At 63.8% G+C, this 21,351-nt stretch carries 24 protein-coding genes; 12 read left to right on the plus strand and 12 right to left on the minus strand.

Features of this window, described 5'->3' with window-relative positions:
- The first annotated feature begins 199 nt into the window (after positions 1-199).
- Positions 200-640, plus strand: coding sequence for a flagellar protein FlhE (locus MKZ40_RS08335; protein ID WP_172978674.1), 441 nt, complete (start codon positions 200-202; stop codon positions 638-640).
- A 269-nt stretch (positions 641-909) separates the two neighbouring features.
- Here the strand turns inward: MKZ40_RS08335 and MKZ40_RS08340 are convergent, their stop codons facing one another.
- The 3 genes from MKZ40_RS08340 to flgA all read right to left on the minus strand — a co-directional run bounded on the left by MKZ40_RS08340 (position 910) and on the right by flgA (position 2,796).
- Positions 910-1,383, minus strand: coding sequence for a flagellar protein FlgN (locus MKZ40_RS08340; protein ID WP_153635829.1), 474 nt, complete (start codon positions 1,381-1,383; stop codon positions 910-912).
- Positions 1,380-1,658 (minus strand): flagellar biosynthesis anti-sigma factor FlgM, encoded by a 279-nt coding sequence (gene flgM / locus MKZ40_RS08345; protein ID WP_153635828.1) that lies wholly within the window; start codon positions 1,656-1,658, stop codon positions 1,380-1,382. Before flgM ends, MKZ40_RS08340 begins: the two co-directional genes overlap by 4 nt.
- Positions 1,659-1,962: 304 nt before the next feature.
- Positions 1,963-2,796, minus strand: a complete 834-nt coding sequence (gene flgA, locus MKZ40_RS08350; protein ID WP_172978673.1) for a flagellar basal body P-ring formation chaperone FlgA — start codon at positions 2,794-2,796, stop codon at positions 1,963-1,965.
- A gap of 362 nt (positions 2,797-3,158) precedes the next feature.
- Between flgA and flgB the strand changes: the two genes are divergently transcribed.
- The 11 genes from flgB (at position 3,159) to flgL (ending at position 14,366) form a co-directional block, all read left to right on the plus strand.
- Positions 3,159-3,554: a flagellar basal body rod protein FlgB gene (flgB, locus tag MKZ40_RS08355; protein ID WP_306424408.1), complete on the plus strand. Its 396-nt coding sequence runs from the start codon at positions 3,159-3,161 to the stop codon at positions 3,552-3,554.
- The gene (flgC, locus tag MKZ40_RS08360; RefSeq protein ID WP_175088815.1) at positions 3,554-4,030 is read left to right on the plus strand and encodes a flagellar basal body rod protein FlgC; all 477 of its coding nucleotides are present in this window, start codon (positions 3,554-3,556) and stop codon (positions 4,028-4,030) included. The genes flgB and flgC overlap by 1 nt, the downstream gene beginning before the upstream one ends.
- A gap of 54 nt (positions 4,031-4,084) precedes the next feature.
- Complete coding sequence (locus MKZ40_RS08365) at positions 4,085-4,774, plus strand: flagellar hook assembly protein FlgD (RefSeq protein WP_153635824.1); 690 nt, start codon at positions 4,085-4,087, stop codon at positions 4,772-4,774.
- 132 nt (positions 4,775-4,906) lie between these two features.
- Positions 4,907-6,166 carry a flagellar hook protein FlgE gene (flgE, locus tag MKZ40_RS08370; RefSeq protein WP_153635823.1) on the plus strand — a complete coding sequence of 420 codons (1,260 nt, stop codon included), beginning with the start codon at positions 4,907-4,909 and terminating at the stop codon, positions 6,164-6,166.
- A gap of 76 nt (positions 6,167-6,242) precedes the next feature.
- On the plus strand, positions 6,243-7,010 hold the full coding sequence (locus MKZ40_RS08375) for a flagellar basal body rod protein FlgF (RefSeq protein ID WP_153635822.1): 768 nt from the start codon (positions 6,243-6,245) through the stop codon (positions 7,008-7,010).
- A gap of 26 nt (positions 7,011-7,036) precedes the next feature.
- Entirely contained in the window at positions 7,037-7,819 is a 783-nt protein-coding gene (flgG, locus tag MKZ40_RS08380; protein WP_153635821.1) for a flagellar basal-body rod protein FlgG, read from the plus strand.
- A 106-nt stretch (positions 7,820-7,925) separates the two neighbouring features.
- Positions 7,926-8,603 carry a flagellar basal body L-ring protein FlgH gene (locus tag MKZ40_RS08385; protein ID WP_153636875.1) on the plus strand — a complete coding sequence of 226 codons (678 nt, stop codon included), beginning with the start codon at positions 7,926-7,928 and terminating at the stop codon, positions 8,601-8,603.
- A 158-nt stretch (positions 8,604-8,761) separates the two neighbouring features.
- A complete protein-coding gene (locus MKZ40_RS08390; protein WP_172978739.1) occupies positions 8,762-9,847 on the plus strand; it encodes a flagellar basal body P-ring protein FlgI in 1,086 nt (361 codons plus the stop codon).
- The gene (gene flgJ / locus MKZ40_RS08395; RefSeq protein ID WP_175088814.1) at positions 9,847-11,304 is read left to right on the plus strand and encodes a flagellar assembly peptidoglycan hydrolase FlgJ; all 1,458 of its coding nucleotides are present in this window, start codon (positions 9,847-9,849) and stop codon (positions 11,302-11,304) included. Before MKZ40_RS08390 ends, flgJ begins: the two co-directional genes overlap by 1 nt.
- A 160-nt stretch (positions 11,305-11,464) precedes the next feature.
- Complete coding sequence (gene flgK, locus MKZ40_RS08400) at positions 11,465-13,096, plus strand: flagellar hook-associated protein FlgK (RefSeq protein WP_153635819.1); 1,632 nt, start codon at positions 11,465-11,467, stop codon at positions 13,094-13,096.
- Between the two features lie 10 nt (positions 13,097-13,106).
- Positions 13,107-14,366 carry a flagellar hook-associated protein FlgL gene (gene flgL, locus MKZ40_RS08405; protein ID WP_175088813.1) on the plus strand — a complete coding sequence of 420 codons (1,260 nt, stop codon included), beginning with the start codon at positions 13,107-13,109 and terminating at the stop codon, positions 14,364-14,366.
- A 135-nt stretch (positions 14,367-14,501) separates the two neighbouring features.
- Here the strand turns inward: flgL and fliR are convergent, their stop codons facing one another.
- The 9 genes from fliR to fliJ all read right to left on the minus strand — a co-directional run bounded on the left by fliR (position 14,502) and on the right by fliJ (position 21,311).
- Positions 14,502-15,299, minus strand: coding sequence for a flagellar biosynthetic protein FliR (fliR, locus tag MKZ40_RS08410; protein WP_242007635.1), 798 nt, complete (start codon positions 15,297-15,299; stop codon positions 14,502-14,504).
- Between the two features lie 60 nt (positions 15,300-15,359).
- Positions 15,360-15,629, minus strand: a complete 270-nt coding sequence (gene fliQ / locus MKZ40_RS08415) for a flagellar biosynthesis protein FliQ (RefSeq protein WP_153635817.1) — start codon at positions 15,627-15,629, stop codon at positions 15,360-15,362.
- Between the two features lie 170 nt (positions 15,630-15,799).
- Positions 15,800-16,567 (minus strand): flagellar type III secretion system pore protein FliP, encoded by a 768-nt coding sequence (fliP, locus tag MKZ40_RS08420; RefSeq protein WP_153635816.1) that lies wholly within the window; start codon positions 16,565-16,567, stop codon positions 15,800-15,802.
- Between the two features lie 26 nt (positions 16,568-16,593).
- Entirely contained in the window at positions 16,594-17,217 is a 624-nt protein-coding gene (fliO, locus tag MKZ40_RS08425; protein WP_153635815.1) for a flagellar biosynthetic protein FliO, read from the minus strand.
- A gap of 13 nt (positions 17,218-17,230) precedes the next feature.
- On the minus strand, positions 17,231-17,701 hold the full coding sequence (gene fliN, locus MKZ40_RS08430; RefSeq protein WP_153635814.1) for a flagellar motor switch protein FliN: 471 nt from the start codon (positions 17,699-17,701) through the stop codon (positions 17,231-17,233).
- Positions 17,694-18,710, minus strand: a complete 1,017-nt coding sequence (gene fliM / locus MKZ40_RS08435) for a flagellar motor switch protein FliM (RefSeq protein WP_107334751.1) — start codon at positions 18,708-18,710, stop codon at positions 17,694-17,696. Before fliM ends, fliN begins: the two co-directional genes overlap by 8 nt.
- 6 nt (positions 18,711-18,716) lie before the next feature.
- Positions 18,717-19,205: a flagellar basal body-associated protein FliL gene (gene fliL, locus MKZ40_RS08440; RefSeq protein WP_054556624.1), complete on the minus strand. Its 489-nt coding sequence runs from the start codon at positions 19,203-19,205 to the stop codon at positions 18,717-18,719.
- 178 nt (positions 19,206-19,383) lie between these two features.
- Entirely contained in the window at positions 19,384-20,835 is a 1,452-nt protein-coding gene (locus MKZ40_RS08445) for a flagellar hook-length control protein FliK (RefSeq protein WP_175088812.1), read from the minus strand.
- A 26-nt stretch (positions 20,836-20,861) separates the two neighbouring features.
- A complete protein-coding gene (gene fliJ, locus MKZ40_RS08450) occupies positions 20,862-21,311 on the minus strand; it encodes a flagellar export protein FliJ (protein WP_175088811.1) in 450 nt (149 codons plus the stop codon).
- Positions 21,312-21,351: the final 40 nt, after the last annotated feature.

Genomic DNA, 21,351 nt, shown 5'->3' on the forward strand with positions numbered 1-21,351 from the left:
CAACAACATGCCGCAAAGGCAGAAACGTGCGACAGGAAAGGCGCCGGCAAGGGGTGTGTCGAGCGTCTGCAGCAAGATGGATCTGAAGGAGTCAGCGGTGCAGAGAAGAAGACAAGTGGCGACAGGGTGGAGGACGCTCAGAGCGCGAGTCGTGTCGAGAGCGAAGCTGGGTGTGGAGCCTGGAAGCAGGACAGCACCAATGGCGGCCTTGATGACGGCAGCAGCGCTGTGGGCCGCGGCGCTGTCCACGCCGGCGCAGGCGGCCAGCGCTGCGGTGATGATGTCCGTCGAGTCGCTGACCATCGCTCAGCGGGGGCATTGGTATATGCGCCCTCTGGCGGTGGCAGATGCCGTACGTGATTCAGGGCTGATGGCGCCTGACAGGACGCGCGTCACGGCGATTCACTGGCGCTATTCGCTCACACGGGCGCCGGGGGAGTGGCAGGTCATGCTCTGCCTGGAAGAGCGCTGCGCCATGCTCGAGGCGAGGCGTGGCAAGTTGATCCTGCCCACCCGAGAGCTGGCGACGGCGCCTTTCTCGCTGAAGGTCTATCGCAATGGGCGTGGCGTACTCAAGCCGGCGGCACATCTGGATGACATCCAGCTGGTGATCGACGTCGAGAGTCTGAAAGGCGCGTGACTGGCGGCGTTGTCAGCGAAAGGGGGCTGGTTTTGAATGACTGATGATGAATGACGGCGATAAGTGGCTGGCGATCACTGGCTGATTGGCTCGCGAGTGGCGTGCAGCAGCAGTGTCTGGAGGCTCGGCAGAATGCCGGGCCTCGCGTGTTTCCGGGGCAGTAAAGGGAAAGACAGTCGGGCGTGCAGCCCGCGGGCCTCACGCCTTGGGTCTTCAAGCCAAGACGCTCAGGCCAGGACGCTCAGGCCAGGACAGTCTGGCCAGGACATTCAGGCCGAGACGTTCAGGCGTGAGGCTCCCACCGCAGGTCGTCCATCGGCGCCGTAATGGCCGGGGGAGCGTTGATGCAGGCTGTCGAGAATCTTGCTGTGCAGTGCCATGCGCTGACCGATCAGTTCACCATTTAAGCGATTGCGCGCCTGGGCGCGGCGCGTCAGCGTCACCAGATGCCACCACTGGGTGGCCAGTACCGGCTGGCTGGCGAGCACCGTATGCAGTTCCAGTGGGTCATTGGTAAGCCCGGCGTTGCTCAGCCAGCTACGTCGGCGGATCTCCAGCGCTTCCAGGCGGGCGGCGTTGGCCAGCTTGGCTTCGCGCGAGGCCTCAAGGTCCGCCGCGCTCGGCAGGCGTTGGCCCAGCAGGCGCTGTTCTTCCTCGAGCAGGGCGATGAAGTCATTCAGCTCCTGCTCGAGGCCGGAAAAGATCTCGCCCAACAAGGCCGTCGAGGCGTCATCGAGTGTCATGCGTCACCTTCGAAGGCATCGATCAGCCCTTGTGCGATGCGGTCGACATCGATCTTGATGCTGCCATCGGCGATGGCTTGCTTGAGGCTGTCGACGCGCGCCTGGTCGATGTCCTGGCTCGCATCGATCGCGCTGCTGGAAAGCTCGACCTGAGTGGAGTCGGCCGTGGAGGTCGCCGCCGTAGTGGCGGTGGTGTCCTTGGCCGTCTCGGGGCGCAGTTCGCGCGGGGCTTGAGTGTCGCTGCGCTGTATCGGGCCGCCATGTTCAATCTTCATTGACTGTCCTCTCTGGCCGTAGGGCCGGGCTCGACGACGAGCCTGTCATGGATGGGTTGCGTGCGTCATCTGCGCGCTTGAACCGACTATCGGCCATGCCAGCCCAAGCTTTACCCCACACAGGCAATATGGTCCCTCAGGAATGAGGTATCTGGTGTGGGTGGCGGCTTGCAGTACCAAGCTTGTCGGCCTTTGAGCGTCAGCATGTCTCTCCGGTGCGTCAGCGTGTCGTGGCTGGGCGTGCACAGTCAACAGGATGACTCGGGTTGGCCCGGTGCGGCTAATCTCAACTCAACTGAAGTCATCATGGCGCTACCCGTCGTGGCCCGATGATGCGGGCGCGCACCCAGTCGCCCGGAGCGAGTTCGATGCGGATGCGCTCATCGAGCCCCCCAGTCTCCAGCGCCCGCGCACTGCGCTGCATGCTGAAGCCTGTGCCGCTGACCTGATAGGTCACGGTATCGCCGAAGTCTACCAGCGGGATGGCGCGCACACTGTTGCGGGTGATGACCTCGCCGGCGCGAAGGCGGCGGCGTACCTCGAAACCTGACAGTGCCGCAGCGCTCTCGAAGCCATTGCCACGCAACTTGCCCAATGGCGTCAGTACCGGCGTCAATCTCGCGGGTGCCAGCGGGGTGCCGCTGGCAAGCGGTTGTGGCGTGCTCTGGCGCCAGGCATAGCGTTCCATGCGAACGCTGACGATGTGTTGCTGACCGTTGGCGCACAGCAGCTGCAGACGTTTGAGTCCCGGTGCATGGCGGTCACTGCGCGCGGAATTGAGGCTCAGCTGGGGCGCCGAGCAGTCTTTCAGGCGGGCGGGCAGGCGACGCAGCTCGAGTTGCACGGAGGCCTCGCTGGGCGCGCCCAGTGGTGGCTCGTCGGGCATGCGCACCCTGACGGGACCGCTGTCTTCGGCAGTGAAGAAGTCGCTCAATTGCCAGCGCAGGGCCTCGACGGCGCGTGTCTGCGAGTCTTTGGCTGAAGGCGCTGTTGTTGAGGCTCTTGCTGATGCCTGAGCAGCAGGCGACTGAATGGCAGAGCTCACCGTGTCTGAGGTGTTGGCATGGGCAACGGCGGCCACGGGCAGCAGGGCCAACAGCCCGCTGCTGGCGATGGTGCGCCACAGTCCTCTAGTCACAGACAGTCCTCTTGCCACAGACAGGCCCTTCGCTACGCAGATTTTCGGCATGCAGTCTCTCATCGCGAGTGGCGTCCGGGGCGGAAGGCGGGAACAAGCGCTCCTCGGCTCAGGGCGTAGGTTCAGGGTGCTGGATCAGTACCGCGAGAGATTGTAAGCCGCCCCCGACACCGGCATGGCCAGAAATAGCCGCGATAAAGTGGCTTGTTCTTACCTTCATCCTGGCGCTGGCTGACTATTCTCAGTCCTGCTTTCCGTCATGCTCCCCTACGCGTGAGCTGATCGATGGATGTTCCCTCGCTCACATCAGGGCGAGGTGCCGACAGCGGGGCACTTCCATGTTTGACCGACTTGATTCCCTCATGAGCTTTCACCAGCAGGCGCTGGGCCTTCGTGCCGAGCGTCAGCAGGTGCTGGCCACCAATATCGCCAATGCCGACACGCCGGGCTATCTGGCGCGCGATATCGACTTCTCTGCCACCCTGGCCAAGGCGACGGCGGGCAATGCCGCGCCAGGGCCGCTTGCGCTGAACACGACCCAGCCAGGCCACCAGGCAGCCAGCGGGGCCGGGCTGTCGCTGGGTGCGGACCTGCTTTATCGCGTGCCGACACAGCCGAGTCTGGACGGCAATACCGTCGACATGGATGTGGAGCGGGTCAATTTCGCGGACAACAGTCTGCATTACGAGGCCAGCCTTGAGCTTCTGACCGGCAAGATCCAGGGCCTGCGTCTGGCCATGCAATCGGAGAACAGTTGATGGCAGCGTTCAGCATCTTCAACCTCGCGGGTTCCGCGATGGCGGCCCAGTCGCAGCGCATCAATGCCGTGGCCAGCAACATGGCCAACGCCGACAGCGTGGCGGGCCCGGACGGCAAGCCCTATCAGGCGCGTCAGGTGGTGTTCGAGTACGCGCCCCTCGCGCGTCAGGCCAATGCGTCGCTTGCGACGGCCAGCCTGGCCGGTGGCGGCCTGGCGACACAGATGGCGTCGCGCAGTGCCGGAGTAGGCGGTGTCAGGGTCAGCTCGGTGGAGCTGAGCGATGCCCCGGCGCGCCAGGAGTATCGTCCCGATCATCCCCTCGCCGACGAGCAGGGCTATGTGACCTTCTCCAATGTCGATCCGGTCGCCGAGATGGTCGACATGATCGCGGCCTCCAAGTCTTACGAGGCCAATGTCGAGGTCTTCAATACCTCCAAGTCCCTGTTGCGCAAGACGCTGACACTGGGGGAATGACCCTTGCTCAGGGCCTTGGCCTTATGACCGCTTCTTCTGATTTCGGGTAACCGCATGGCGACGCTAGACACCAGTGTGCTCAACAGCATCAACCAGACCACCACCACCTCCGGCGTCACCGACAGCACGCAGTCGGTGAGCAGTACCGAGGAGCTCAATGATCAGTTCATGACCCTGCTGGTGGCGCAGATGCAGAACCAGGACCCGATGGACCCGGTGTCGAATTCCGACCTGACCGCACAGCTGGCCCAGATCAGCACCGTCAGTGGTATCGAAGAACTCAACACCACGCTTGAGGGCATCACGGCGCAGATTTCCAGCAGTGAAGCGCTGCAGGCGGCCAGTCTGCTCGATCAGGGCGTGCTGGTCGGCGGCAATGCGGTGCTGGTGGGCAACGCGACCTCGACACCCTTCGGCCTTGAGCTGGCCGACGATGTCGACAACGCCAGCGTCGAGGTGCTGGGTGCGGATGGCAGTGTGGTCAAGACCTTCGAGTTGGGCGCATTGGAGGCGGGTATTCATGGCTTTGTCTGGGACGGTTTGCTGGATGATGGCACTGAAGCCGCCGATGGCTCCTACCAGCTGGCCGTGACGGCCGAGCGGGCAGGCGAGAGTTATGACGACCTGCAGACGCTGAGTTATGGCGTGGTCAGTGGAGTCAATCAGACCGACAGCGGTGCTCAGCTGGACTTGGGTCCGGTGTTGGGTGTCGTCAGTCTGGACGCCGTGCGTCAGGTGCTTTGAGCTGAGCCCATGGCGTCGGGATAACGCCAGCGAGCCCGCCGGACGGGCCACCAGTTTCAGGCCGTTTGGCCGCCCCCGAGCTCGCTGACAGGTCTCGGGCTTTCATCTTCATCGCGATCAAAGGGACAGACCATGGCGTTTTCACAGGCATTGAGCGGCTTGAGTGCGGCTGCAACCAATCTGGATGTGATCGGCAACAACATCGCCAACTCGGAAACGGTAGGCTTCAAGTCCTCCGAGACCCAGTTTGCGGATCTTTATGCCAGTTCCCAGGCGGCGGGTATCGGGGTCCAGGTTGCCTCCATCTCCCAGGACTTCTCGACCGGTTCGCTGGAAACCACCGGGCGTGATCTCGATATCGCGATTTCCGGCGAAGGATTCCTGCGCTTTGCCGATAGCACCGGGCAGGTGGTCTATTCGCGCAATGGCCAGCTCAATGTCGATGCCGATGGTTACATAGTCAATACGCAGGGTGCCCAGCTGACGGGCTATGCCGGTGAGCGGGTCACTGGCGAGCCCGTCGTGCTGCAGGTGCCGACCGCGCCCCTGGCGGCCAGTCAGACCCAGGACAACCTTGCCAACAGCATCTATGGCGCGCAGATATCCATCAATCTGGATTCCGAAGCCGAGCCGACTACCACGACCTTCGATCCGATGGATCCGACCAGCTATGACTATGCGTCGTCGATGACCGTGTATGACAGTCTGGGTAGCGAGCATGTCGTGACATCGTTCTATACCAAGACCGGCAGCAATACCTGGGATGTTCAGCATGTCATGGACTTCGCCGGCAAGTCGGCCGAATACCAGTCGGATGTGAATGCCGGCATCACCCCGACGGTGAATTTCGATGTCCAGGCGGAGCAGATCAGCTTCGGCACCAATGGCCAGCTGAATAGCGACTATACCCAGACAGCCATGACCTACACCCTCACGAACGGTGCCGAAGACATGAACTTCAGCATCGATCTGACGGGCAGCACCCAGTACGCCAACGACTACGAGGTCACCTCGCTATCCCAGAACGGCTACACCTCGGGCAGCCTGGTGGGCATCTCCATCGACGGTGACGGGCGGGTGATCGGCAGTTACTCCAATGAACTGACCCAGACGCTGGGCACTATCGCGCTGGCCAACTTCGCCAATGATCAGGGCCTCAAGCCCAATGGCGACAACAGCTGGCTGGCGACCGCGGAATCCGGTGAGCCGCTGGTCGGCGTGCCGGGTGAGGGGGTGTTCGGTGATGTGGTCTCGGGGGCGGTGGAAGCCTCCAACGTCGACCTGACCACTGAGCTGGTCGATCTGATCATCGCTCAGCGCAACTACCAGTCGAATGCCCAGACCATCTCGGTGCAGGATGAAGTCCAGCAGACCGTGATCAACCTGCGTTGATCCGGGCTGACATGAAGCCATTTCGCCTGACAGCGACACCGTTGCACGCGTTATCTGACCAGTTTGGAGTCGGCTGATGGACAGAATGCTCTACACCGCCATGAGCGGCGCCCAGCGCAGCCTGGCGGATCAGGATGTCGCCAGTCATAACCTGGCCAACCTCTCGACCACCGGCTTTCGCGAGATGCTGACGCTGTCGCGGGCGGTGGATGTGCAGGGCGAAGGGCTGGCGACACGCGTATCCAGTCAGCTGACTACCGCGGGAGCCTCGATGGCCCAGGGCACGATCCAGACCACGGATCGCGCACTGGATATCGCACTCGACGGCCCCGGCATGCTGGCCGTGCAGGGCGCGAATGGCGAGGAGCTCTACACCCGCAACGGTGCGCTGCAGATCGATGCCGATGGTGTCCTGACCTCCGGCGGCTTGCCGGTGCTGGGCGATGGCGGGCCGATCGAGCTGCCGCTCAACGCCATCGTGCATATCTCCGCCGATGGCAGCGTGAGTGCGCGCTCGGCGGCGGATGCACCTGACACCATGGTGCTGCAGGCCCAGCTCAAGCTGGTCAATCACGAGGCCATTCCCGGTAGCCCGGCGCTTGTGCGCGGCGAGGACGGCTATTTCCGTCAGCCGCCGACTGCGGCGGGAGAGGCCGCGCCACCGCTGGCGGCCGACCCGCTGGTGCGGGTCGTCTCCGGCGCCCTGGAGAGCAGCAACGTCTCGGCGACCGACGCGATGGTCGCCATGATCAACAACGCGCGCAGTTTCGAGATGCAGATGAAGAGCATCGACACGGCAGAGCGCATGGCCGAGCGTGGCAACAGCCTGCTTGGTACCGACTGACCCCGTAAACACGGCGGAGCCCCCTGATGATTCGTGCCCTATGGACAGCCAAGAGCGGCCTTGAAGCTCAGCAGATGCAGATGGACGTCACGGCCAACAACCTGGCCAACGTCTCGACCAATGGTTTCAAGCAGTCGCGCGCGGTGTTTGAAGATCTGCTCTACCAGAACATGCGCCAGCCCGGCGCTGCCTCCTCTGCCACCACCGAGCTGCCCTCGGGGCTGCAGGTGGGCACCGGAGTGCGCGCCGTGGCCACCGAGCGTCTGCACGTCCAGGGCAATCTGGAACAGACCGAGAACTCCAAGGATGTCGCGATCAATGGTCAGGGCTTCTTCGCGGTGATGCTGCCGGATGGCACCAATGCCTATACCCGCGATGGCTCCTTCCAGCTCGACAGCACCGGCCAGATGGTCACCGCCAGTGGCTACCCGCTGGACCCGGCGATCGTCATTCCGGCCAATGCCCTGAGTGTCGATATCGCCTCCGATGGCGTGGTCAGCGTCACCCAGCCCGGCTCCACCAACAGCACCGAGGTCGGTCAGCTACAGCTATCTACCTTCATCAACCCGGCTGGGCTGTTCAGTCGTGGCGAGAATCTGTATTCCGAGACCGATGCCTCGGGGCCGCGCAGTGACAATGTGCCGGGCTTCAATGGTGCGGGCACTCTCTATCAGGGCTTCGTCGAGACCTCCAACGTCAACGTGGTGGAAGAGATGGTGGGCATGATCCAGAACCAGCGTGCCTACGAGATCAATTCCAAGGCCGTGACCACCACCGATCAGATGCTGGAGCGTCTGGTCCAGATGTAGGGGTTGTCGCATGTCGCTTTCACGTGATCTTCCGGTGGTGGCACTGACATCCCTGTCAGCGGGTGTTGCGTGCCAGGATGGCTTGGCGTTGCCTGGCTGGCGCTGCATGCGCCGCGTGCTGGCCGGATTGGTGATGCTGGCCATGACGCTGGCAGGGGCAGGGTGTGCCCATATCCCCAGCGAGCCGCTGGTCGATACCACACCAATGGAATCGGCGATGCAGCCGCGCCCGGAACCGATGGCCAATGGCGCCATCTTCCAGCCGTTGTATGGCAACCAGCCGCTGTTCGAGGATCGCCGCCCACGTGCCATCGGCGACATCATCACCATCCTGCTCGACGAGAATGTCAGCGCCAGCAAGAGCTCGGCCAGCAATGCCAGCCGTGACGGCAGCCTCGGTTTCTCGCTGACCGCCATCCCCGATTTCATGACGGGGCTGCTGGATGGCACCGATGCCGATATCGAGGGCGAGAATGACTTCACCGGCAGCGGTGGCTCGAATGCCAACAACAGTTTCACCGGCACCATCACCGTGACGGTCAGTCAGGTGCAACCCAACGGCAATCTGGAGGTGCGCGGCGAGAAGCGCATCGCGATCAATCAGGGCACCGAGTCGATTCGCTTCTCCGGGGTGGTCAATCCGCGCACGATTTCCTCGGCCAATACGGTGCAATCTACCCAGGTGGCCAGTGCACGCATTGAATATGTCGGTGATGGCTATATCAACGAGGCGCAGAACATGGGCTGGATGCAGCGCTTCTTCCTCAATCTGGCGCCGTTCTGAGCCTGGAGTGGCGATTGCCGTGCAATGATCTGTAGAGAATTGCCCTGTTCTGAATGCTTCGTCCCGATCTCTCACCACGCTGTCTTATCATGAGTCGCTATCCGATGCCTGAGATGCTCCCTTCTCCACGCTGGCGCGCTGCGCTGGCCGCCTGTCTGATGCTGGTGAGCTGCCTGACCTTGACACTGCAATCGGCGCAGGCCGATCGCATCAAGGACCTCGCCCAGGTGCGCGGCGTGCGCGACAACCCGCTGGTCGGCTACGGCCTGGTGGTGGGGCTGGATGGCAGCGGGGATCAGACCACCCAAGCGCCGTTCACCGGCCAGAGCCTGACCAACATGCTCTCCCAACTGGGCGTGACGGTGCCGTCGGGCACCAACATGCAGCTCAAGAACGTGGCGGCGGTCATGGTCACCGCCAGCCTGCCGGCCTTTGCAAGCTCCGGTCAGCCCATCGATGTCGTGGTGTCGTCGCTGGGCAATGCCAAGAGCCTGCGCGGCGGCACCCTGTTGATGACGCCGCTCAAGGGCGTGGATGGTCAGGTCTACGCACTGGCGCAGGGCAATCTGATCATCGGCGGCGCCGGTGCCCAGGCCGGCGGTTCCAGCGTGCAGGTCAACCAGCTGACCGCCGGTCGCATCCCCAATGGGGCGACGGTGGAACGCGGCGTGCCGACGCGTCTCGGAGATGAAAATGGCGTGATCCATCTCGATCTGTTCGAGGGAGATTTCAATCATGCCCAGAATGTCGCCAGCGCCATCAACCGCGACTTCGGGGGCTCGCTGGCCTCGCCGCTCAGCAGTCGCGATATCGTGGTGCAGGCGCCGCGTGATCTCAGTCAACGTGTTGGTTTCATCGCCAGGCTCGAGAACATCGAGGTCGCCCTGGGCGTGCCGCGTGCGCGTGTGGTGGTCAATGCACGGACCGGCTCGGTGGTGATGAATTCCGAAGTGCGCCTGGCGCGCGCTGCGGTCACCCACGGCAACCTGTCGGTAGTGATCGACGCCAATCCGGTGATCAGTCAGCCCGCGCCGCTGTCCCAGGGACAGACGGCAGTGGTCAACGACCCCGATATCAGCGTGAACCAGCAGGGCGGTGCGCTGCGCATGGTCGAGGGGACTGCCAGCCTGCAGGAGGTCGTCGATGGCCTGAATGCGCTGGGCGCCACGCCGCAGGACCTGGTCTCGATTCTGGAAGCGCTCAAGGCAGCCGGTGCGCTGCGTGCTGATCTCGAGGTGATCTGATGAGTGTGCTTGGTAGCGGTGCCAACGTGGACGCCGGTCGTCTGGCCTTCGACACCCAGGGACTGGCGAGTCTCAAGGGGGCGGCCAGCAGTGGCGGTGAACGCCAGCAGGAAGCGCTGGAAGAGAGTGCGCGCCAATTCGAGGCCTTGATGCTCAACATGATGCTCAAGCAGATGCGCTCGGCGGCCGAGAATTCAGCGCTGACCGGCTCCCAGCAGCAAGAGATGATGACCTCGATGCTGGACCAGCAGCTCTCCCAGCAACTGGCCAGTGTCGGCGACGGTGTCGGTCTGTCGAAGATCCTGATTCAGCAGTTGTCTTCCAGCTCGGGGATGGGCACGAACACGGGTAGCAGCACCGTAATCTCCCCCAGCGCAGCAGCCGATGGGAAGTCTGTTGATGAACAGGGTGCCGACGGCTGGTTGTCGGCGGTGGGCCTGACCCCGGGGATGGGCGCGGCTCGCGAAGATGACTGGCAGGCGGCGGTGGAGACACACCCTGCAGACGAGGTCACCGGCTTCATCGCGATGCTCGATACGCTGGCGCCCGGCGACACGGCGCGAGGCGTCTACGCCGAGCTGCCGATGGCGACGACAGGCAAGGATGATGTGTCTGACACCGTCAGCCCGGAGACAGTGACCGACATGGCAGCGCTCAGCGAGCAACAACGTCGTCGGCCGGAGAATGTACAGCGCTTCGTGGCGGAATTTGGCCCCGCCGCTCAGGCGGCCAGTCGTGAAAGCGGGCTGCCTGCAGAATTGATTCTGGCCCAGGCCGCGCTGGAGACAGGCTGGGGTCAGCGACGCATTCACACCGAGGCCGGCACCGACAGCCATAATCTGTTCGGCATCAAGGCCGGCAGCAGCTGGCAGGGCGACAGCACCACGGTGCTGACCACCGAATACCGTGATGGGCGGCGCATGCGTCTCGAGGACAGCTTCCGCGTCTATCCCGATCAGGCCAGTGCGCTGCGTGATCATGCCGCGCTGCTGACCGGCGCTCAGCGTTATGCCCACGTGACCCGGTCGCCGGACCCCGAGAGTGCCGCGCGTGCCTTGCAGGAGGCGGGCTACGCCACTGATCCGCACTATGCCGACAAGCTGATCTCGATCATGAGCCGTGTCGGCCCGCTGGAGGCCAGCGGGTCTCTCGAGACAGCGGAGACCCGCCTGGCGACACGCGATACCGTGCCTGCGTCATCGTCTGTCGCTACCGACAACTCAAGCTCCCCGCGTGGGTTGCTTGAGGCCTCCGCGCCGCTGTTTGCCCTCGATGCGCGCGATTCTGAGCCGCTGGTCGAGCTGGCGTCTGCGAAGGATGCGGCGTCTACGCCGGGTGTGGCGTCTGCGTCGGATATGGCGGCTGCGACGAATGAAGAGATCGGTGCTGGCAGTGAAGGCACTGCATCAGGGGCCATTCAGGTGGCGATGGGCCGTTCAGAGCCGCTGTTCCGCTAGAGTCGCTGATGACGAATCCCTGTTGATGAATGGCTGGCAACTATTGCTGCCTACGGCCTCAAGTTGGCGTTTGACGCGCCGATATTTACAGCATCCGTACGCCGCGGTGTGGCGTCATTAATCCTCCCCCTCTATCCATTGTTCCTTTCAGGTAAACGCCATGGCCAGCAGCATGTTGAGTATCGGTGTCAGCGGTCTGCAAGCCGCCCAGACGGCGCTTGCCACCAACAGCAACAACATCGCCAACGTCTACACGCCGGGCTATAGCCGTGAAACGGTCGAACTGAGTGGCAGCAGTGGTGGCGGTGTCAGCGTGGCGTCGATCAGCCGTCAGACCGACAGCTATCTCTCAGCGCAGCTGGACAGCGCCATGAGCGCCAGCACGGCGCTTGAGACCCACGAAGCCAACATCAGCCAGATCGACAATCTGCTCGCCGATGACGAGGCGGGCCTGGCGCCGTTGATGCAGGAGTTCTTCGGCGCCATCGAAGGCGTGGCCAGTCAGCCGAGCGACCCGGCGGCGCGCGAGAGCCTGCTGGGCAGCGCCGAGAGCCTGGCCGGGCAGTTCAATGCCTTCTCCGCCTATCTGGATGACATGGACGCTGCGGTCAATTCACGGCTCGGCGATGTGGTCGGCGACATCAACACTGCCACCAGCCAGATCGCCTCGCTCAACGAGCAGATTTCCCTGACGCGTGCGCGTACCGGCGAAGAGCCGCTGGGCCTGATGGACCAGCGCGATCAGGCGGTGACCGACCTGCAGACGCTGGTCGGCGTCGAGGTGCAGGAGCAGGATGGTCGGCTGAGCGTCAGCCTCGGCAATGGCCAGCTGCTGGTCAACGGCAGCAGCAATCATGAACTGGCCGTGGAGCCCGACCCGCAGGACATGAGTCGTTCGGTGGTTACCTACAGCGTGGCGCCGGGAGTGACCAGCGCCATCGATGAGGAACAGCTCGAAGGCGGCACCCTGGGCGGGCTGTTGAGCTTCCGCGCCGACAGCCTCGAGCCGACTCAGAATCAGCTCGGCCAGTTGGCAGCGGGTCTGGCGTTGACCTTCAATGCCCAGCACGCCGACGGTGTCGACGCCAATGGCAACACGGGGGGCGACTTCTTCACTCTCGGCGATCCGGAGGTGCTGCCGGTCAGCGGCAATGCCGCCGGAGCGGACCTTGAGGTGACATTCGCCCCCGCCACCCAGCAGGAAGGTGACGACTTCTACAGCGTCGCGCTGACCGGCGATGACTACCGCCTGAGTCTTGACGGCGGCACCTACCAGCTGGAGAACCTCAGCAGCGGCGCCGTGCAGACCCTGACCCCGGACAGAGAAGGCGTGATGCGCCAGGACGGCCTGGTGTTCACCGCCACCGGCATGGCGGACGGTGACAGCTTTACCATCCAGCCGACGCGCAATATCGCCGACACCTTCGGGGTCGCGATCGACGAAGGCGCCGAGATCGCCGCGGGCTCAAGCGGCGCCAGTCTCGACAACCGCAACATTCTCGCCCTGCAGTCACTGCAGAGCAGCGACGCCCTGGGTAGCGCCGGCAGCTTCAATGATCACTACGCGTCGCTGGTCAGTCAGGTCGGCAACCAGACCCGTCAGGTGCAGGTCAATCTGGAAGCTCAGCAGGGTCTGACCGAGCAGCTGTCGGCGGCAGACCAGTCGATCTCGGGGGTCAATCTGGATGAAGAAGCCGCGGATCTGATCCGTTATCAGCAGTATTACCAGGCCAACGCCCAGGTCATCCAGACCGCGTCGACGGTGCTGGATACCATTCTGAACATCCGCTAACGAGGCCGTGATGCGCATCAGTACCCAAACCCTCTATGCCCAGGGCGTCACTTCGATGCTGGATCAGCAGGCGGCGTTCTCCAAGGTGTCCGAGCAGCTGGCCACCGGCAGGCGCGTGGTCAATCCCTCGGATGACCCGAGTGCGGCCAGCCAGGCGGTGACGATCTCGCAGTCCCAGGCCGTCAACGAACAGTTCAGTGACAGCCGCACAACGGCGCGCAACAATCTCTCCATCGAGGAAAGCGCGCTCAATCAGGTCACCGACACCATCACGCGAGTCCAGAGTCTGATCGTGCAGGCGGGCAACGGCACTCTCAGTGACAGCGACCGCGATGCGCTGGCCACCGAGATTGAAGGCAATCGCGAAGTGTTGCTGGGGCTGGCCAACAGCACCGACGGCAATGGCAACTATCTGTTCGGCGGCATGAGCGGCGACACGGCGCCCTTTGACGAGGATGGCAGCTATCGCGGCGATGATGAGCAGCGCCAGCAACGCGTCGACAGCTCGCGCCTGATGGAGGTCAATCATACCGGCAGCCAGATCTTTGGCGGCGTGGCATCCGGCAATCAGCAGCTGGCCCGCCAGACCAGCGAGAGCGCGTCGTCACTGCCGATCACCTTCAAGGGGCCGGAAGTCATCGACGCCTCGGCGCGGGTCGATGGCGCGGCCTATAGCGTCAGCATCGATGCCGCCGGTGTCACGATCAGCGGCACCGATGCCGAAGGCAATGATCTCTCGATCCTGGATGATGAAGGCAACCCGCTGCCATCGCCCGTGGCATTCAGCGATGGCATGACACTTGCCTTCAATGGCCTGTCGATGACGCTGTCCGGTGATGAGCAACAGGTCGCTGAAGCTCAGGCCTCCGGCAAGGCAACCCAGCTGGTAATCGAGGAGGGTGAGGCCAGTGCCGATCTGTTCGCCAATCTGGATGGCCTGATCACTGCGCTGAGCACGCCGATCGAGAGCGAGGCCGACCAGGCCGCCTTCAACAATGCCATCTCGACCGCCAGTCGCCAGTTCAGCAACAGCCTCGACAATGTGCTGGCGGTGCGTGCCGATGTCGGCACCAAGCTCAACGAGCTGGATTCGCTGGATATCATCGGTGATGACCGTGAGCTCAACTATGCCTCGACCCGCTCGGGCCTGATCGATCTGGACTACAACGAGGCGATCTCCGACTACTCGCTGACCCAGGTGGGGCTGCAGGCCTCCCAGCAGGCGTTCTCGGATATCTCGGGCATGTCGCTGTTCGACTATCTGCGTTGAGTGAGGGCGTGACCGCGTTCGAAGAATGATGAAAAAGCCGCACTGGATACTCGCTCTCGCGATGGCATCCGGTGCGGCTCTTGCGTGCTGGTGGTTGCTTTTCAGATCTTTGCTTTTCAGATCATTGCTTGCATGTCATGGCATCGTGCCCAGGCCCTCATGCACGGCCTGGAAGGCGCCCAGCGCCTGACGGAACAACAGCGACAGCCAGTCCGTCATGCCCGGCATCATCAGCCACAGCATCGCGATGCCCAGCAGCAGGGTCAGCGGGAAGCCGATCGAGAACACCGACAGCTGCGGCGCCGAGCGATTGAGTACGCCCATCGCGAGGTTGATCGCCAGCAGCGAGGCCACCAGCGGCAAGGCCAGCAGCAGGCCGGCGCTGAACAGGCTGGCACTCCACAGCAGCAGATTCTCCAGCCCGACGGGCCCCATGCGGCGCAGGTCGAGGGGAATCTCGTGGAAGTGGGTGACCAGGATTTCCAGCACCAGCAGATGGCCATTGAAGGCCAGAAACAGCAGCATGGCCAGCATGCCCAGCAGACGCGACAGCACCTGGGTATTGGTGCCGGTGTCGGCCGAGAAGAAGCTGGCGAAGGCCAGCCCCATCTGCAAGCCGATGAATTCTCCGGCCGCCTCGACGATGGCGAAGGTGATGCGCATCACCAGTCCCAGTGCCAGGCCGACGCCCATCTGCAATACCAGCTGCCAGACGGCGGCCGGGCCGAGCACATCCACCGGGGGCGGGCTCTCGACCAGCGGTGCGATGATCAGCGCCAGGCCAAAGGCCATCAACAGGCGCACCGGCGTTGGCAGGCTGCGGTGACCGAACAGCGGCGCGCTGATCATGAAGCCGGACAGGCGCGCGAAGGGCCACATCACGCTCAGCAGCAGGGCCTGGAGATGCTCGGGGGACAGCAGGTCATTCGGCAATGGAGCGACCTCCCGCCGGGCTTGCGTCGGGCTTTGCGGTGACGCTCATCGGTGCATCGCTCATCCGATTAGGTGCGGGAAGCTGGTGAAGACGCTGCGCGTGAAGTCCATCAGCGTCTCCAGCAACCAGGGGCCGGCCAATACCAGGGTGCCGAACACGCCGAGAATCTTGGGGATGAAGGACAGGGTCATCTCGTTGATCTGGGTTGCGGCCTGGAACAGGCTGACGATCAGGCCGATGAACAGGGCGCTGGCCAGCAGTGGGCTTGCCACCAACAGGATGATGTACATGGCATGCGAGGCCAGGCTGGTGATGACTTCAGGGGTCATGGCGGCGCGTTCTCGATGGGCAGGTGGGCAGATATGAGCTGTCGAGGCTGGCAGTGCACGGTGGCGCGGCACGGTCGCGAGTCACGGCTGGAAAGCCCGGTAATGGGGTGACGCCAGGGCCTGGCTCAATAGAAGCTCTCCCAGAAGAAGTTCTCCAAGAAGAAGTTCTCTCAGTAGAAGCTCTCGGCCAGCGACCCCAGCAGTAGCTGCCAGCCATCGACCATCACGAACAGCATCAACTTGAAGGGCAACGAGATGGTGGCGGGTGGCACCATCATCATCCCCAGCGCCATCAGCACACTCGCCACCACCAGATCGATGATCAGGAAGGGTACGAACAGACTGAAGCCGATTTGGAAGGCCGTCTTCAGCTCGCTGGTGACGAAGGCCGGCAGCAGCACCCGCCACGGCACGTCCTGCGGGGTCTGGATTTCCTCGACCTTGGCCAGGCGCGCGAACAGGGCGATATCCGGCTCACGCACCTGACCGAGCATGAAGTCGCGCAGTGGATCGCCGCCGCGTTCGATGGCTTCCTGCAGACTGATGGCCTGGCTGTCATAGGGTTGCCAGGCCTCGTCGTAGATACGCTCCAGCACCGGCGACATCACGAAGAAGGTCAGAAACAGCGCGATGCCGACCAGTACCTGATTGGGCGGCGCAGACGCGGTGCCCAGCGCGGTGCGCAGCAGGCCCAGCACGATGATGATGCGGGTAAAGGCACTCATCATCAGCAAGGCCGCCGGCAGCAGGGCGAGGCCACTGAGCAGGATCAATGTCTGGATATTCAGCGACCAGGACTCGCCGCCGTCCGGCAGTGGCTGGCTGGTCAGGCCGCTGAGCACATCGGCGTGTGCCGATTGGCTCGTCAGCAGGCATGTCAACAATGCGACCAACAGCCCTGTCAGCAGCTCTCTTGTCTTCAGTCCTCTTGCTCTCATGCCCGGCGACAACCTCACCAGGCCCGTCATGAGCGAGGCTCCGCATCATCTGTCTTGTCTGGAGTGTCACGCTTGGGCGCTTCAGAGGACATCGTGGCGGACGTGGCAGCCGGCGAGCGTCTGGCGAGACGGTCGCGCAGCAACTCGGCAAAGCCGGCCGCGGCACCGCTCCCGCCGGTTGCGGAGGTGGGCGAGGTCAGCGATGCGTTGTTCGGAGTGCTGCCATCGTATGCGGGCACCAGGCCGCCATTCTCGGCCGTCAGCTCACCGAGGGAGGTGATGCCCGCCGGCCCGACGCCCAGCAGCAATTGCTGGTTGCCCACCGCTACCACCACCAGGCTCTGCTTGTGACCCAGCGCCAGCCGCGCCAGCGGGCGCAGGGCTATGCGATTGCCGCGCAGTGTCTGGGCACCCCCGAGTGTCTTCATCAGCCATGCCAGCAGCAGGATCACGCCGATCACGCCGGCAAGCGCCAGCCCGGTATTGACCAGGCTGGCCGCCCCCAGCGGTGAGCCGCTGGATGTGTCGGCATTCAGGTTTGCGTCGCTACCGAGAAAGGCCGGTGACGGCGCTTGGGTAGTGGCGCTGGTATTGGTATTGGGGCTGGCATCCGGCAGCAAGATCGCGCCGTCAGGGGCATCGGAGGTCATGACAGGAACAGCCTTAGCGGTTGAGCTTCTGTACCCGCTCATTGGGGGTGATGATTTCCGTGATGCGGATACCGTACTTGTCCTCGACCACGACCACCTCGCCCTGGGCGATCAGGTAGCCGTTGATCAGGATGTCCATCGGCTCACCGGCCAGGCCATCCAGCTCGATCACCGAGCCCTGCGACAGCTCCAGCAGCTGCTTGATGGTCAGGCGCGTGCGCCCCAGCTCCACGGTCATCTTGACCGGGATGTCCATGATCATGTCCAGCTCACGCGGACGTGCGCCGCCACCGCTGCCATCGAGGGGTTCGAAGATTTCGCCGCCCTGCGGGGCAGCCTCGCTCTGCTGTTCTTCCAGCGCCTTGGCCCACTCGTCGCCCATCTGCTCGGTCATCGCATCGGCCCAGGGGTCGTCAGTGCCGGATGTCGGGGAATTCGGGGTGGCCTTGGGCGCGGGCGCGTCTGGCGAATTGGGCTCACTCATCGCCGCTGTCCTCGCTGGCAGTGTTGATCGGATGATTGATGATACGGGTCACGCGCAGGGCGCGGTGGCCATTGGCGCGACCGAAACCGGCTTCGAGCACCGGCACATTGTTGACGTAGGCATTGACGCGCTCGGGCTTCTCGATGGGCAGCACATCGCCCACGGCAAGTTCGGCCAGCGCGCCCAGCGTGGTGGTGATGCTGGCAAAGTCGGCGTGCAGCTCGACATCGGTGGCGCGCACTTCCTTGCGCAGGCGCTCGCCCCAGCGACTGTCACCCTCGGCGCTGGTTTCCTGCAGCGGGCTCGAGAGTAGCTCGCGGTGCGGCTCGATCATCGAGTAGGGCAGGCAGATCTGGAAGTCGCTGCTGTGATTGCCGACCTCCAGATGGAAGCTGGTGCACACCACGATCTCGTTGGGAGAGCTGGTGATATTGGCGAACTTGACCTGCATCTCGCTGCGCAGATAGTCGGTTTCCACGGCGTAGACCGCCGACCAGGCGTCGCGGTAGGCATTCAAGGCCAGCTGCATCAGGCGCTGGATGACGCGTTGTTCGGTGCGCGTGAATTCGCGGCCCTCTGACTTGGTCACGAAGCGACCGTCACCGCCGAACAGGCTATCGACCACCATGAACACGAGGCTGGGCGGAAACACCAGCATCGAGGTACCGCGCAGCGGCTTCATGGTGAACAGGTTGATGTTGGTCGGCACCGGCACGTTGCGGGAAAATTCGTTGTAGCTCAGGAACTGCACCGGCCCGGCGGTGATATCGGCGCCGCGGCGGATCAGGTTGAACAGCCCCATGCGGAACTGGCGACTGAAACGCGAGTTGATGATATCCAGGGCATGCAGGCGATCCCGGATGATGCGGTGCTGACTCGCCGGGTCGAAGGGGCGAATGCGCGCTTCGCCGGGCGTGCTCGAGGCGTCAGCCGTTGCACCGCTGTCACCGTTCACGCCGGAGAGCAGAGCATCGATTTCGTCCTGTGACAGCAGATCGTCTTGAGCCATGGCCAGTTATTGCACGATGAAGTCGTTGTACAGCACGCCGGAGATGGCCAGTGGCTGGCCGCCTTCACTGTAGGGGCGCGAAAGCGCCTCGGTCAGGGTGCTCTGCAGCGTCTGCTTGCCGGCCTGGGTGATCAGCTCATCCGGGCTCTGGCCCGACAGCAACAGCAGCAGACGGCTCTTGAGTTCGGGCTTGAGTTCTTCCACGCGCGCCACCGCGTCCTGATCGGCCATCTTGAGCGTGATGCCGATATAGAGCAGGCGATTGCCGCGCGGGCTTTCCAGGTTGACCGTGAAGGGCGCCAGCGGCATGAAGACCGGCGGTGGCACGACCACGACTTCCGGCTCGGCGTCCTGTGCGGCCTTCTGATCACTGAGCATCGGCAGTGCGAAATAGACGGCCACTAGCGCCGCGATCACGGCACTCATCAGGCTGATGACCCCGATCAGCAGCCAGGAGCGACGCTGACTGGCGGGGGTGGTGATAATCGTTGACATCGTGGTGCGGTGTCCCTGGAGTCGGTAGCGGGGCCAGTATGACCGAAGGCGTGGTGATCGAACGGCGGAATAACGCCACGTGCGAGCGCTTACTTGAATGATGACGCGCCAGGCGGGCTCATCTGACAGCCACCTGACGGGAGCCGCTGACACAAGCACCTGGCAAGCGCCAGGCCCGTCATGCCTGCCATTCACGCCGTCCCCAGGCTAACTGGGATGCACTTGTTAGCTCGCCTGTGAGGTTGCTCGCGGCGAGGCTTCCCTCCATGGCGTCAGCGCTCTTGCTGGCACCACTCGCCGGCTGACCCTCGAGGTGCTGGGCGAACTGACCCTGATTGGGCGAGTTGTCCGGCGCCTCGTCCCGGGTATCGTCCTGCTGCATGTCGTCCTGACTGCTGAAGCTGATCGCCGTCAGCTCGTGCCCCCGGGATTCCAGCGCCTGACGCAGCTCACTCAGGGATGACTCGACCGCCGAGCGAACCTGCTGGTGGCCCGCGACGAAGTGCGCACTGGTGCCCTGTTCGCCGATGTTGAGGCGAATGGTCAGCTTGCCCAGATTGGCTGGATTGAGCGCGATCTCGGCCTGCGGCGATTTGCTCAACTGCATACGTACTACCTGCTCGCTGAGTGCCTGTTGCCAGGCCTGAGTGCCGACGCTTGCGGGGATCAAGGCTCCCGCCTGTGATGCCATGCCCGCTGGATTGGCTGCTGGAATGCCTGAACCATTGAGCATGGTGCCGCTGCCTGCAGCGGCCGAACTCGGTGCGCCGACTGACACGCCAGCAGATGACGCACCCGAGAGCTGGGACGGATCGCCACCGGCGCGTGAGCCGTTGGCATCAAGCAGGGCGCCGTCGGCCTTGGCGGTGACGCCTTCAACGGCCTCCTCGGTCAGCGGGCCCAGCGCGCCATCCGTCAGCGAGGAGGGCGCATCCGTGCTCAGGCTGCCTGCCGCTGCCGGGGAGGTCCTGCTGGTGGGCGCCTGATCCGCAATGGCGCCGTCCAGTCCCGCCGCTGCAGGATTGCGCAGCGCGGCCAGCCAGTCACCTTGCAGCGCCGTGTCGCCTGCCGTGTTGACCGCTGTATTGCCCGCTGTTGTGGCAGTTGTCGCGTTCAGTACCGCCTCGTCACTGCCGGAGGTGCCTTGGCCGCCTTGCGCAAGTTGCTGCAGCTGTTGCATGCGCGAGATGCCGCGCTCGACGCTGCTATCCAGTCGTGAGACCTCGAGTGACTGCGCTGAGGGCTGTCCTGCGGTCTGGCTTGCCGATGAGGGCTGGGCAGGCGGGAGGTTGCCGCTCTGGAGGGCGGCACCGGCCGGGCCCTGAGTGGGTGAGGTGTCTGATGATGCTGCCTGCGCCTGCTCGAGGTGCTGGGCATGCTTGTCTTCGGCGGCCTCGCGACGCTCGACACGCTGTTGCTGTGCCTCTTGCGCCTGCGTCTGCATCGCTTGCCTATCCTGCTGGCGATCCTCGCGCTGGGCGCGTGACAGCTGTGCCTCGAAGGCGCTCTCAGAGGAAGCCGAGCTGACGTCGTCGCGCGAGCGAGCCTCCTCGGATGAGACCTTGGTGCTGGTCGGCGCCCTGGTTGGCGAGATGGCCGACAACATCGAGATGCGTGCAGTGTCCGTCATGGTGTCACTCCTTCGACTGGCCGTCTTCAGCCATTGGCACGGCGTAACCAGGCCTGGGTGGCTTGTTCATCACTCTGTCGTTGCTCGGCGGTGCGCGCCTGCAGTGCGGCGCTCAGGCTGGCGCGATCCGCCAGGCCCTGCCAGGCCGCGTGGGTCTGCTGTTCCTTCACCAGCCGCTGATGCTGATGATGCGTCTGGGTCTGTTCCTGGGCTACCCGAGCGCGACATTGGGCAATCGCCTTGTCCAGCGAGGCGATGAAGGCCTGATAGTTGTGCCAGCTGGCCGGGTCCAACCCCTGCGTCAGGCGTGCCTGCATCTGCTGGCAGTAGGCGAGACGGTACTGCTCGAGGGTGACCAGTTGCTGGGCGGCGGTTTCCTGACGCTGACGCTGGCTGGTGAGCTGGCGCGCAGCGCCATCACGCCGGCGCTCGCTCAGCTGGGTCAGGGTGTCGAAACGTGACGATGAGATGGCCATTCAGTGAGGGTTCCCGATCAATGACAGGTGAAGGCGGCCA

The organism is Cobetia sp. BMC6 (assembly GCF_029991385.1).
In the GTDB taxonomy this organism is placed as follows: Bacteria; Pseudomonadota; Gammaproteobacteria; order Pseudomonadales; family Halomonadaceae; genus Cobetia.